12 protein-coding genes, 1 tRNA gene and 1 pseudogene are annotated in these 12,566 nt (G+C 61.1%); 1 reads left to right on the top strand and 13 read right to left on the bottom strand.

Features of this window, described 5'->3' with window-relative positions:
• The 13 genes and pseudogenes from JWR14_RS15975 to def all read right to left on the bottom strand — a co-directional run.
• Positions 1 to 125 (bottom strand): annotated as a pseudogene (locus JWR14_RS15975) (2-dehydro-3-deoxyglucarate aldolase); the annotation flags it as partial.
• Positions 126 to 290: 165 nt separating this feature from the next.
• Positions 291 to 737, bottom strand: a complete 447-nt coding sequence (gene queD, locus JWR14_RS15970; protein WP_299708393.1) for a 6-carboxytetrahydropterin synthase QueD — start codon at positions 735 to 737, stop codon at positions 291 to 293.
• Between the two features lie 28 nt (positions 738 to 765).
• On the bottom strand, positions 766 to 1,398 hold the full coding sequence (gene queE, locus JWR14_RS15965) for a 7-carboxy-7-deazaguanine synthase (protein WP_299708391.1): 633 nt from the start codon (positions 1,396 to 1,398) through the stop codon (positions 766 to 768).
• Between the two features lie 2 nt (positions 1,399 to 1,400).
• The gene (gene queC, locus JWR14_RS15960; protein ID WP_299708389.1) at positions 1,401 to 2,135 is read right to left on the bottom strand and encodes a 7-cyano-7-deazaguanine synthase QueC; all 735 of its coding nucleotides are present in this window, start codon (positions 2,133 to 2,135) and stop codon (positions 1,401 to 1,403) included.
• Positions 2,136 to 2,422: 287 nt separating this feature from the next.
• Positions 2,423 to 2,498: transfer RNA gene (locus tag JWR14_RS15955), tRNA-Phe, on the bottom strand.
• Between the two features lie 101 nt (positions 2,499 to 2,599).
• Positions 2,600 to 3,319, bottom strand: coding sequence for a response regulator transcription factor EsaR (gene esaR / locus JWR14_RS15950; RefSeq protein ID WP_299708387.1), 720 nt, complete (start codon positions 3,317 to 3,319; stop codon positions 2,600 to 2,602).
• On the bottom strand, positions 3,320 to 5,707 hold the full coding sequence (locus JWR14_RS15945; RefSeq protein WP_299708395.1) for a PAS domain-containing sensor histidine kinase: 2,388 nt from the start codon (positions 5,705 to 5,707) through the stop codon (positions 3,320 to 3,322).
• A gap of 31 nt (positions 5,708 to 5,738) precedes the next feature.
• Positions 5,739 to 6,347, bottom strand: coding sequence for a DUF4390 domain-containing protein (locus tag JWR14_RS15940; RefSeq protein WP_299708385.1), 609 nt, complete (start codon positions 6,345 to 6,347; stop codon positions 5,739 to 5,741).
• On the bottom strand, positions 6,344 to 7,828 hold the full coding sequence (gene rsmB, locus JWR14_RS15935) for a 16S rRNA (cytosine(967)-C(5))-methyltransferase RsmB (RefSeq protein ID WP_299708383.1): 1,485 nt from the start codon (positions 7,826 to 7,828) through the stop codon (positions 6,344 to 6,346). Before rsmB ends, JWR14_RS15940 begins: the two co-directional genes overlap by 4 nt.
• Before the next feature lie 206 nt (positions 7,829 to 8,034).
• On the bottom strand, positions 8,035 to 8,892 hold the full coding sequence (gene htpX / locus JWR14_RS15930) for a zinc metalloprotease HtpX (protein ID WP_299708381.1): 858 nt from the start codon (positions 8,890 to 8,892) through the stop codon (positions 8,035 to 8,037).
• 145 nt (positions 8,893 to 9,037) lie between these two features.
• A complete protein-coding gene (locus JWR14_RS15925) occupies positions 9,038 to 9,697 on the bottom strand; it encodes a LysE family translocator (protein ID WP_299708379.1) in 660 nt (219 codons plus the stop codon).
• 73 nt (positions 9,698 to 9,770) lie between these two features.
• Positions 9,771 to 10,763 carry a methionyl-tRNA formyltransferase gene (fmt, locus tag JWR14_RS15920; protein ID WP_299708377.1) on the bottom strand — a complete coding sequence of 331 codons (993 nt, stop codon included), beginning with the start codon at positions 10,761 to 10,763 and terminating at the stop codon, positions 9,771 to 9,773.
• Positions 10,764 to 10,823: 60 nt separating this feature from the next.
• The gene (gene def / locus JWR14_RS15915) at positions 10,824 to 11,327 is read right to left on the bottom strand and encodes a peptide deformylase (protein WP_299708375.1); all 504 of its coding nucleotides are present in this window, start codon (positions 11,325 to 11,327) and stop codon (positions 10,824 to 10,826) included.
• 212 nt (positions 11,328 to 11,539) lie between these two features.
• Between def and dprA the strand changes: the two genes are divergently transcribed.
• The coding region (dprA, locus tag JWR14_RS15910) for a DNA-processing protein DprA (protein WP_299708373.1) at positions 11,540 to 12,566 on the top strand (1,027 nt) is incomplete at its 3' end.

The raw sequence follows: 12,566 nt of genomic DNA, 5'->3' as shown, positions 1-12,566 counted from the left end.
AGCCAGTCGAAGCCCGCGTGCGCGACGGCTTCGGCCACGTCCGCGCTGCCCAACGATAGCCACAGGCCGAACAAGGTGCCGGATTCGGTGAAACGCTGTTTGAGGAGGTTGGTGTAGGTGCTCATCGCGTGATTCCGGTTGGATCACACACGGCGGGATGGCTAACAGGCATGTCTCGCTCCAATAGGCTATGTCGCTGAATGCGCCGCAACAAAACGTGCGGCTTGTCCAAAGATCATACCGTGACAAAAGAGCGCTGGCAGGAGCCCGCTTTAGAGACAGGTGAAGCGTCAGACGCCTTCGACGTCCGCCCAGCAATTCGCCGTTTCGTACAGACGCACGCGCTTCAACTTCAGGTCGACGCCGTAGTGGTCGTTGTAGACACCCGAGAGAATCCGGAACGCCTCGGCAGCAAGATTTTCCACGGTAGGAATACGGTCCAGCACGACGGTCTTGTGGTCGGCCATTTGCTCGAGAAAGCTTCGCACGACTTCATCGCGTGCATAGACGATAAACGCGTGGTCCCACTTGTTGACGAGATGTTCCATGGCCAGCGCCTTGACGTCGGCGAAGTCCATCACCATGCCGCGATCCGGCGCGCCTTCCGTCTCAACGAGTTCACCCTGCAGCGTGATCTCCAGCACATACCGATGACCGTGCAGGTTACGGCACTGGCTGCGGTGATCGGGGATGCGGTGGCCCGCATCGAATTCAAGTTTTCGGGTAATCGTCTGCACGTCTGCTCAGCTAGGGGCTTGATTCGCGTTAGGGGATATTCAGGTACTTGTGCGTCTGCATGGACAGGCGCCATTGCGGATGCCGCTTGCACCAGTCGATAGCGAGTTTCGTATTGATGTCTCGCGACGGGCCGTCCATGGGTTGCACGAGGAAATACGCGAAGTCGAGTTTGGCGTAGTCGGCCAGCGGCTGATTGTCTTGCGGCACGACGACCTTCAACTCGTTGCCCTTCGTCACGACCAGCGGCGCGCCGGCTTTCGGGCTCACGCAAACCCAGTCGATGCTGTCCAGCACCGGCAGCGACCCATTCGTTTCTATCGCCATTTCGAAGCCGGCTGCATGCAGGGCATCGACGAAAGGCTGGTCGATCTGCAACATGGGCTCGCCGCCTGTGCAGACCACAAACTTGTGCGCTTCGCCTTCCGGCCATTGCGATGAAATCATGGCGACGAGGTCTGCGGGCGTTTTGTATTTGCCGCCGTTCTCGCCATCGGTGCCGACGAAATCCGTGTCGCAAAACTGGCAGACGGCGTCCGCGCGATCTTCCTCGCGACCCGACCAGAGATTGCAACCGGCGAAGCGGCAAAACACAGCCGGGCGGCCGGCATTCGCGCCTTCGCCCTGCAACGTGTAGAAAATTTCCTTTACTGCGTACGTCATGATCAGACCGGTTCGGTGGTGACTTGCTCACCCGACTTGTAGGCTTCGTAGCCGCGCTTGCGCAGCTTGCACGCCGGGCATTGGCCGCAGCCAAAACCCCACTCATGCAGCTCGGCGCGCTCGCCGACATAACACGTGTGCGTCTCGACACGCACCAGCTCCACCAGCGCCTCGCCTCCGAGCTCTTCGGCCAGGCGCCAAGTGTCGGCTTTATCGAGCCACATGAGCGGTGTCTCGAGCAGGAAGCGGCTGTCCATGCCGAGATTGAGGGCAACTTGCAACGCCTTCATGGTGTCGTCGCGGCAATCGGGATAGCCCGAGAAATCCGTTTCGCACATGCCGCCGACGAGCACCTTCAGACCTCGCCTGTACGCGATGGCGGCGGCGATCGTCATGAACATGAGATTGCGGCCGGGCACGAAGGTGTTCGGCAAACCGTTCGCGTTCGCTTCAATTTCGATCTCGCGCGTCATGGCGGTATCGCTGATCGCGCCGAGCACGGACAGGTCGATCATGTGGTCTTCGCCGAGCCGTTCGGCCCACTGCGGAAACTGCTGTCTCACCGATTCCCGGAAGCCTTCCCGGCATTCGAGTTCCACGCGATGGCGCTGGCCATAGTCGAAGCCGAGCGTCTCGACGGTCGTAAAACGGTCGAGCGCCCAGGCGAGGCATGTGGCCGAATCCTGGCCACCGGAAAACAGCACCAGGGCGCTGTCTTTAGCGTCTGTCCGAGTCACCGTAAAACTCCAATGGAGAGGATGAAATGCGCGATATGGCTAATGTTCAGAAGCGGTCGCGGCGCGCGGTTTTGTTCCGGTTCTATCTTAGCCAAGTCCTTGAAGAACCAAGGATTTTATCATGAAGGCCGATGTTCGCTCTCGGTGGGGGCTTGACCCAAAGCTGAGAGCCGTCTGCTCTCAGCTTTGCCGTCTGCTTTTAGGCAGCAACCAGAACAAGTGCGAACGAAGAAACCCAATTGAAAATGCCCGGAAACCTTGCGGTTTCCGGGCATTTTTTGCAACTGTGGTGGCCTGGGACGGAATCGAACCATCGACACGCGGATTTTCAATCCGCTGCTCTACCAACTGAGCTACCGGGCCACGAAGAACGAAAGTATATCAAAGGGGATTATGTCGCTCAAGTGCTTTTTGCCACCTTTTTACTGTAACGGTCCTTCGCCGACGCCCTCTCGCCCCGCCAGTCAAGCCTCGCTCTTGTTCTTGCCCAGATCCACACCGAGCTGCTTGAGCTTGCGATACAAGTGCGTGCGCTCCAGTCCCGTCTTCTCGGCCACCCGCGTCATGCTGCCGTTTTCACGCGCCAAGTGGTACTCGAAGTACGCGCGCTCAAAGGCATCGCGGGCATCACGTAACGGGATGTCGAAGGAGATGGATGCCGTCGCGCCTGCCGGACCTGCCGCGGCACCCAGCGCGCCTGAATCTCCGCCAGCAAGACTCAATGACGAAGCCACCGGCAACGCAGCGGAAGCCGGCACCGCCGAGCCGCTCGGCGGCAACGCCGGCCGCATGGCTGTATTCGCGATTGGCGCCGCAGCCGTGCCGCGCGCAAGACCTTGCTCAACCGCCTTGAGCAACTTTTGCAGAGCGATCGGCTTCTCGAGGAAGTTGAGCGCACCAATCTTCGTGGCTTCAACCGCCGTATCGATAGTCGCATGGCCCGACATCATGATCACCGGCATGGTGAGTTTGCCCTGCGCCGCCCACTCTTTTAGCAGCGTCACGCCGTCGGTATCGGGCATCCAGATGTCGAGCAGCACGAGATCCGGCGCCTGCCGCAACCGGTACTCCCGCGCATGCTGCGCATTCTCCGCCGTCTCCACCACGTGACCTTCGTCGCTCAGGATCTCCGAGAGCAATTCCCGGATACCCATTTCGTCGTCTACCACCAGGATGGTTGCCATTTACGCTGCCCTTGTCTGCACTAATGCTTTTGTCGTTCCGTGGCTCGCCGCCGCCGAGGGCGGTGTCGCGCCCGGTTCGGCGGAATCTTCCGCGAGTTGCAGGAACAGAATCGAGATCTGCGCGCCTTCGATCACGTCAGGGGTCTTCGAACGATTGCGGATGTCGATGCGAGCGCCATGCTCATCGACGATCTTCTTTACCGTTGCAAGACCCAGACCCGTGCCCTTCGCCTTGGTTGTCACATAAGGCTCGAATGCGCGCGAGAGAATTCGCGCGGGAAAACCAGAACCGTTATCCGATACCGTCAACCGCACCGCCACGCGGGCATGTCCTGAAGCATCGGAGTCGCCATATTCTACTGTCTTCGTTTCAAGCAGCACGCGAGGTTCGGCCACATCGGCCACCGCATCCTGCGCGTTCTGCAAAAGATTGTGAATTACCTGCCGAAGCTGCGTGGCATCGCCGCGAATCACCGGCAATTTTGTCAGCTCCACCGTGATGTGACTCTTGCCTTCTTCAATGCCATACAACGTCAGCACTTCGGCCACGAGATCGTTGAGCTGCAGGTTGCCCAGGACAGCTGGCGGAGTACGCGCGTATTCGCGGAAGTCGTCGACCATCTGCTTCATCGCCTGAACCTGGTTCACGATGGTCGTCGCGCCGCGCTTGAGCACCTCGGCATCGGCGGGAGCGAGCTTGTCGGCAAGCTTCATCTGCAGCCGTTCAGCCGATAGCTGGATCGGCGTGAGCGGATTCTTGATCTCGTGCGCAAGCCGCCGCGCCACTTCGCCCCACGCCACTGAACGCTGCGCCGAGATGACGTCGGAGATGTCGTCGAATACGACGACGTAGCCCGTCGTTTCAGCGTCGTCGGTATCGCTTTCGGTCAGCGTCAACAACTGCGTACCGCGTACCAACAAGGTCAACGGATCAGTCTCGCCGGCCACCGGAACGGCGAGTTGCTGCTGCCAATGCCCACGGTCACCAATCGGCCGACCGCTGCCGCTTGCCGCTGCATCGCGGTCCGCGAATGCCTTGCGCACCATCGCGCCGAACTCGGACAGCACGCCGATCTGTTCAAGCGGCAAGTTCAGCGATCCATTGAACGGCTGGCGGAAGATCCGCTCCGCGCCGCGATTCGCGGTGGTCAGGCGGAACTGCCGGTCGAACACAAATACCCCCGCGGTCAGGTTCGCGAGAATGCTCTCGAGGTACGCCTTCGAATGTTCGAGTGCGATCCGGTTGTTCTCAACCGCTGCACGCGCCTCCGACAATTGCCGAGTCATCGCGTTGAACGACTGCGTGAGGAAACCGAGTTCGTCACGCGACTTCACTTCGCGCTTGGGCGTGTAATCGCCCTCGGCAACTTCCTTCGTGCCTTGCGCGAGCAGGAACAACGGCCGCGCGAGTTGATTGCCGAGCGCGAGCGCCAGCATCATCGCGATGAAGGTCGCGAGGAACAACGCCAGCGTCAGCGTACCGATATACATCTTGCGCAAGCCGGTCCGCCCGAGCGCCTTTTCCTGGTACTCGCGATACGCGCGCTGCACGGCATCGGCATTGCGGGCGAGTCCGGTACTGACCGGCTGTTCGATCTGCAGGAAACGTTCGGCCGGTTGCAATTCAGTGGTCGAGCTATCGGGAATCTTGACGATCACTCGCAGCCTCAACGCGCCCTTTGGTCCCGTCTGACTCGAGTCGCCATCGACCTCGCCTTCAATAGCGCCATAAGGCCTGCTGCGTGCCTGATTCAGTTGCAGCGGCGTTGGCAGGTCGTCGGGCACGAGCGCCGCGAAATTACTCGATGCCTGCGCCACCACGCGCACATCGGGTGCGGTACCGGAGCCGCTTCTCGCGGGCTCGACGATGGTCGCGTCCTGTACGTTGAACTGATCGCGCAAGCGCAACAGCGTAAGCGTGAGGCTGGTTGGATCGGCGCTTGCAAGCTGGTCGCCCATCAGGCGGCCTTTGTTCTGCAGATCAGACAGCGATGCATCGAGCATGCCGCGCCCGAGATTCAGCCCGGACGTGAGTGCGGTTTCCACGTTCACGTCGAACCATGATTCGATACTGCGCGACACGAACTGATACGAGACCACGTAGATGATCCCGCCCGGCACGACGCCCACGAGCGCAAAGATAAACGCGAGTTTCGCGAGCAGCCGCGTGCCGAACTTGCCCTGTCGCACCCTGGTGATAATGATTGCCACCAGCCCGATGACGATCAGGATAAGCACGACCGCCACCGCGAGATTCGCGGCATAGAGCCACTGATAATAGCGATCGAAGAACTCGGTGTTCGCGCTGGCAAGGGCCAACATGACCAGCAGCAGAATGGCCGTGAGCGCGACCGTTGTCACAAGCACGCGAACCACAATGCCTGTCATGTTCGTGCGGCGCAGCGGCCGGCGGCGTAGTTTATTTAGCACTGGTCGCCGCCGTAAAAGTAAAACGCTTCCAGTCGGAAGAGAGATTCCAGTCGCGGTTGTTGACCGCGTCGATCTGGAACGGCTTGGGCATTAACGCAATATCGAGCTGCATGCGCACCGACGCGTTATACGTCTCGCCGGGCTGAACCTGGTTACGATCGATCACGTGCCACGACGTCACGTGCTTGATGACAGCAAGCGCCTCCTGAAGCGTGGCGAAGCCAAGCTGCAAGCCCCCCGTGGAGACACGATACTCGCGCGTCAGGGGTTGAAACGAAAGCCGGATGCTTTGCGACACGCTCACCGGTTCTTCGTCGAACCAATACCAGCGCGGCCGCGACAAATTGAAATCGGTTGTGAAATACAAAGGCACGCCCTTGTTCACGGCGTCTTCAAGGCTGCTGTTGAGATCGAAGTCGAAACGGGCGTCGAGACTCCAGCCCGATCCGTCCGCCTGCAACGACGCGCGCTGCACAGCAATGGGATCGGCTTGCGCAGCCGAAACAGGCATGAACGACAGCGCAAGGCTCAACAACAGGGCCAGCACGGCCTGGCCGGCAGGCGCGAGCCGCAGCGGGAAAAAGCGTTTGATCGTCACCGTTTCTGAAAGCGCGCGTAGAAGAATCCGTCATGGTCCGCAAAGGCTTCCGCGTCCCGCGTAGATGATGAGCGGGTACGTTGCGCCTCGCTTGAATTGTCCGTCAGCGAGTTCGTGACCGGGTCCGGTGATACTTGCCAACCAACCGCGCCGGTGCGGCTGGCTGTCGGCAATAATTGCCCCGGCGCGTCCAATCGTACCGCATCTTCGTGCACCTCTCCAAACCACTGCGCCTGCAACTCGCCCTCTTCAGGGAAGATCGAGCAAGTAACGTAAAGCAACTCGCCGCCGGTCGCGACCAGTGGCCAGAGCGCGGCGAGAATGCGGCGCTGCTCGTCGACCAAGGCGGCAAGATCAGTGGGACGGCGCAACCAGCGAATATCAGGATGACGCCGCACGATCCCCGACGCTGAGCACGGCACGTCGGCAAGTATGCGATCGAACGGATCGCCGTCTGACCAAGCCGACGGATCGCCAGCATCGCCTACGCGAATTTCCGCCTGCACGTTCAGGCGCTGCAGGTTCTCACCGATACGTCGCGCTCGCACCGGATCGCTTTCCACCGCGATCAACTCGACATTTGCCAGCTCCAGCACATGGCCCGCCTTGCCGCCGGGTGCAGCGCAGGCATCGAGCACGCGCATGCCGTCGCGCGCGTTTAGCAACTGCGCGGCGAGTTGCGCGCCGGCGTCCTGCACCGAGACGACGCCGTCGGCGAAACCGGGAATCTTCTCGACAGCCATGGGCGTCTTGAGGCGCACGGCGTGAATGCCAACAGCTTCGGCTTCTATGTGCTCGGCCTTGAGGACGTCGAGATATTGCGCGACGCTCATGCGCCGTGCATTGACACGCAACGTGAGCGGGCCTTGCCGATTACCGGCATCCAGGATGTTTTCCCATTCGTCGGGCTGACCGCGCTTGACCGCGTCGATCCACCACGCGGGATAGTTGAAACGTGCGACGGGGTTGCTTTGAACCTCGGCCAACAATGCTTCACGTTCACGCAGGAACGAGCGCAGCACCGCGTTGACCAGACCCTTCGCAAAAGCGAATTCGCGCCGTGCGTCGATTGCGTTGACGGCTTGATCGACAATGGTGAAAGGCGTGTACGCGGCATGGGCTTCGTCATCCACCAGCAGCGCGAACGCACAGGCCATCACATTTGATACATGCGGCGGCGGCGCCTTGCGCACCAGTTTCGCGAGCAACGCGTCGGCCACGGCGAGACGCCTCAGCGTGCGGTATGCAATGTCCTGCGTCGCCCCGCGGGACACCGCCACGTGCGTTGCCGCGATAACCGTCTGCAAGGCTGCGGGCAGCGCGGAACCCGCACGCACCGCGCCGACCGCTTGCGCGGCGGCATCGAGCGCGAACGCGAGTGAATCGGGTGCGAGGTGAAGCGTGGCGAGACGGACGTCGGACGACGCTCGGCTGCTGTCCGCCGATGAAACGGCGCGGCGTCGGAAAGGCTTTTCGGTCATGTCGGGGCGAAGGCGTTCGAGCCGGCCGATGCCGGTCCGCACAAACGAAGCATTGTAACTTGCGAGGGGTTTGGCCTGAGATTAGGACCCGGACGATGGCCGAACGGACGGGATTAGAGGCAGTCCGCTGTTTATGACATGGTGTGACAAGGCTCATCGCCGCTTGCGCGGCGATGAGCCTTGGGTGCGGCCTCAGACTGGCACAATCATTCCATCCGTCCGGTTCGCGCCATCTCCATCAGGCGTGCGACGCGCTCCTCGGTCGCCGGGTGCGTGGAAAAAAGCTTGGAGATTCCACCGCCTGCCAGCGGATTCATGATCATCATCTGCGCGGTGGCTGGATGCTGCTCGGCAGTCGGAAACGGCACGCCCGCGGCATACGCGTGAATTTTCTCGAGCGCGCTGGCAAGCGCCTGCGGATCGCCGGAAATCTGCGCGCCGCCGCGATCGGCTTCGAATTCCCGCGCCCGCGATATCGCCATCTGGATCAGCGCACCGGCCAGCGGCGCCAGCATGGCTACGGCAATACTGGCGATCGGATTCGAGCGCCGGCCGTCAGAATCCCGGCCGCCAAAGAACATGGCGAAGTTGGCCAGCGCCGAGATCGCACCGGCCATGGTCGCCGATATCGTCGAGATCAAAATGTCCCGATGCTTCACGTGCGCCAACTCATGCGCCATCACGCCACGCAACTCGCGCTCGGACAACACCCGCAGGATGCCGGTCGTCGCTGCCACAGCCGCGTGCTCCGGATTACGCCCGGTTGCGAACGCATTGGGCGCGTTTTCGTCGATGAGATACACCTTCGGCATGGGCAACTGCGCCCGCGTGGCGAGCTCGCGAATCATCCGATAAAACTGCGGCGCGCTGGCTTCGTCGACTTCCTGTGCGTTGTACATCTTCAGCACGAGCTTGTCGGAGAACCAGTACGAGAAGAAATTCATGGCGAGGGCGACGAGCAGCGCAAGCATCATCCCCTTGCTGCCGCCGATCATTCCTCCGATTACGACAAAAAGGGCCGTGATCGCTGCCATCAGCATCGCCGTTTTGACCCAGTTGAACATGTCTTGAACTCCTCACCCAATATCAATGCGCCTTAAGCGCGAGCGGCCGAAACGGCCTTTTTGCCTGACCGGGCAATCCGTCAAAGATTAGCCGGCCCCGGATTGTAAGCAAAATGTTAGATAAGGGCATCGCGGAAAAATTCAATCACCTGTGCGAAGTCGCCAGCTTGATGCCTAATCCGACGAATGCGCTGCCCACCACCCTGTCCAGCCATAGCTTCACGCACGGTTTGCCGGAGAAGCGTTGCGTCACGCTGCCCGCGATCCACGCGACGATCGTATTCCAGAAGGTGCTGACCAGCACGAACACCAGACCGAGTGCGAGGAAGGCAAGAGTTTTGTGCGCGCTGTCGGCAGCAACGAATTGCGGGATGAACGAGACAAAGAACAGCACCACTTTCGGGTTCAGCACATTCGTGACGAAGCCTTGCGTGAAAAGTTGTTGCAGCGATTTCGGCGCGGCGCGAACGCGGGTTGCGTCTGCTTCCCTCTGCTTGCCGCTGGTTTCCGCTGCTGCCGGCTTCGCGAAGATCAGTCGCACGCCGAGATAGATCAGATAAATCGCACCCGCGAACTTGACGATAGTGAATGCCGTGACCGATGCCGCCAGCAACGCCGTCAGCCCGAACGCGCAGGCCAGCGTATGCACGATGCAGCCGAGCGCAATACCCAGCGCCGATACCACGCCCGCGCCCCGTCCTTGCGCAACACTTCGGCCGACGATGTACGCCGTATCCGGCCCCGGCGTAACGCTCAGCAACATAACGGCAACAATAAACAGCGTGAAACCGGTGATTCCAAGCATTACGGGACCTTAGTTTGGTTTTTGCTGGCCTTAGATATTTTGGCAGCTGCGCAGGAAACGCTTGGACACCGTTTCAAGCACCCGGCGCCACTTCTCGAAGTTCGAATCGTTGCCCTTTAACAATAGGCGATCCGGCCAGAAATTCGCGTACCGGGAGTCGTTTGCCGCCGGGCTTTTGCAACTGCGTGAGACGCAAGCCGCCCTGACCGCACGCAACCACGACACCCTCCGCGCCGCTTTCCACAATCACGCCGGCCTCGGCATCGCCCGTCAATGCCACCGGCTCTGCGGCCCAGATCTTCACGACAACGCCATCAAGCGTTCCAAACGCACCGGGGAATGGATCGAAGGCGCGAATCTGACGCGCGAGCATGCTCGCCGGACGCCGCCAGTCGAGCGCCGCTTCGTGCTTGGCAATCTTCTCCGCGTACGTCGCGCCGTCCTGCGGCTGCGGCGCGCCGGGCAAGGCGCCGTCCCGCTCGAGATCCCGCAACGCTTCAACGATCAGGTCAGCGCCAAGCTGCGCCATACGGTCATGCAGCGTGGCGGTGGTATCTGTGGATGTGATCGGGATGTGACCTTTGACGATCATCGCGCCGGTATCGAGCCCTGCATCCATCTGCATCAACGTGATGCCCGTCTCGGCGTCACCGGCTTCAATCGCGCGATGAATGGGCGCTGCCCCACGCCAGCGAGGCAACAGCGAACCGTGGATGTTGATTGCGCCCAGCGGCGGGATGTCGAGCACTTCCTGCGGCAGGATCAGCCCGTACGCCGCCACGACCATGATGTCGTGCGGCGTGGCCTTCAAGAGCTCAATAGCAGCGGCCGCTTCCTCGGGGTACTTGCCGTTGCGTCGCAACGAAGTTGGCTGCGCCACCGGCAAGCCGTGCTCGGTTGCAAACCGCTTCACCGGCCCTGCGGCCATTTTCAAACCGCGCCCGGCGGGCCGGTCCGGCTGCGTCAGCACGAGCGGTATATGAAAACCCGCTGCGTGAATGGCGGCCAGCGCGGCAGCGGCAAATTCGGGTGTTCCGGCAAATACGACACGCAGCGATTGAGTCATCGATTCAGCAACCTGCAAATTCCAGCATCCGTCTTAGTGAAGTCTTAATGAGTCGACGCGTCACAGCGCCTTTTCGAGCTTTCTCATCTTGCCGCGAATTCGCGTCTGCTTGAGCGACGACAAGTATTCGACAAAGACTCGCCCCATCAGGTGATCCATCTCATGCTGGATACACACGGCGAGCAGTTCGTCACAGTCGATTTCGAACGCCTCGCCCTTCTCGTTCAGCGCGCGCACGCGCACCTTTTCCGGCCGCTCGACAAAGTCGTAAATGCCCGGCACCGACAAGCAGCCTTCCTCGTGATCCTTCTTCTCATCGCTTGACCAGATGATCTCCGGATTGATGAAGACCTGAAGCTGGTCGTGCGTGTCCGATGTGTCGATCACGATCAACCGTTCGTGCACGTCCACCTGGGTCGCGGCAAGGCCGACTCCAGGCGCCGCGTACATGGTTTCAGCCATGTCTGCGACGAGCCTGCGAATCCGGTCATTGACGACCTCTACGGGCTTCGCGACCTTGTGCAGCCGCTTGTCCGGGTACTTGAGTATGTTGAGCAGAGCCATGATTCAGATTATCGACGCACGCCGCAGCGCGCGATAGTCGGCCATTCGGCCAGGTTGTAAAAGAGTGCCGGTATCGAGAAGATGATTGGGCCGAAACGCGGCGCTTCAACGTCGTTTCTGTGCCGCTCGTGGGGCGGCAACGCGTTGTCCGAACAGCCGGGAATCAGGCCGCTCGACAATCCTTTCGTATTTCGGAATATGAAAATTTTAACATGACACCTTTCCTGCTGCCGACGGCCGACGCCAAGCCCTGTCTGGGCGAAACCGATCTACAGGACGTTTCAGCATGGCTGCGGCTGGCGAACGCGAGCGGTTTACCGCCCATCGCGCTGCGTGCATTGCTTGCCGAATTCGGTGGGCCGCAGGCGGTATTGAACCAGCCATTCGGTGCGCTCGCGGCAATCGCCGGAGAGAAAGCTGCGCATGCCGTGCTGGGCTCTCCGCCACGCTCGGAACTCGGGTCATTCGACGAATGCCTTGCGCGCACGCTCGAGTGGGCGTCGGTTCCAGGCAACAGGATCGTGACGCTTGCGGATTCAGCGTACCCGCCTGCGCTTCTGACCATGCCCGACCCGCCACCGCTGCTATATATAAAGGGACGGCTGGACTTGCTCCAGGCCCGGGCGGTTGCGATCGTCGGCAGCCGGAGCGCTACGCCGCAGGGTATTGATGACGCCCGACGCTTCGCGCAAGCCCTTTCGGAGGCAGGGCTCGCAATTGTGTCGGGGCTTGCGCTGGGTATAGATGGCGCGGCGCATCGCGGAGGACTGAGCGGTGCCGGCGGCACGATTGCGGTCATCGGAACGGGTGCGGATCTTGTTTATCCGCCGCTGCACCACGCGCTGGCGCACGAAATTGCATCGAACGGCACGATTGTGTCGGAATGGCCACTCGGCACGCCGGCCCGGCCGGCGAATTTTCCGCAGCGTAACCGGTTGATCGCGGGGCTGGTGAGTGGCGTACTGATCGTCGAAGCAGCCATGCGCTCGGGTTCGCTGATCACTGCCCGGCTCGCCAATGAAATGGGGCGCGATGTTTTCGCGATTCCCGGATCGATCCACGCGCCGCTGTCGCGTGGGTGTCATCGGATGATCAAGCAGGGGGCGAAGCTCGTGGAAACGCCCGACGATATTCTCGAAGAGTTTGGTTTCACGGTTGTGAGCGAAACGGCGGCAGCGCCCGTTTCGAAGCCGCGAAGGCGCGGGAAAGCGCGTCCAGCGGAGGACGCCAGCACCGAGC

It is taken from the genome of Caballeronia sp. (assembly GCF_028292365.1).
Taxonomy (GTDB): Bacteria; Pseudomonadota; Gammaproteobacteria; order Burkholderiales; family Burkholderiaceae; genus Caballeronia.
This window is presented reverse-complemented; position numbering and strand designations above follow the sequence as displayed.

What these genes read in the sequence shown, in the direction of transcription:
- queE (WP_299708391.1), bottom strand. Translation starts at nt 1,398, where the DNA reads ATGACGTACGCAGTAAAGGAAATTTTCTACACGTTGCAGGGCGAAGGC.
- esaR (WP_299708387.1), bottom strand. Translation starts at nt 3,319, where the DNA reads ATGGCAACCATCCTGGTGGTAGACGACGAAATGGGTATCCGGGAATTG.
- JWR14_RS15945 (WP_299708395.1), bottom strand. Translation starts at nt 5,707, where the DNA reads ATGACAGGCATTGTGGTTCGCGTGCTTGTGACAACGGTCGCGCTCACG.
- rsmB (WP_299708383.1), bottom strand. Translation starts at nt 7,828, where the DNA reads ATGACCGAAAAGCCTTTCCGACGCCGCGCCGTTTCATCGGCGGACAGC.
- htpX (WP_299708381.1), bottom strand. Translation starts at nt 8,892, where the DNA reads ATGTTCAACTGGGTCAAAACGGCGATGCTGATGGCAGCGATCACGGCC.
- JWR14_RS15925 (WP_299708379.1), bottom strand. Translation starts at nt 9,697, where the DNA reads ATGCTTGGAATCACCGGTTTCACGCTGTTTATTGTTGCCGTTATGTTG.
- fmt (WP_299708377.1), bottom strand. Translation starts at nt 10,763, where the DNA reads ATGACTCAATCGCTGCGTGTCGTATTTGCCGGAACACCCGAATTTGCC.
- def (WP_299708375.1), bottom strand. Translation starts at nt 11,327, where the DNA reads ATGGCTCTGCTCAACATACTCAAGTACCCGGACAAGCGGCTGCACAAG.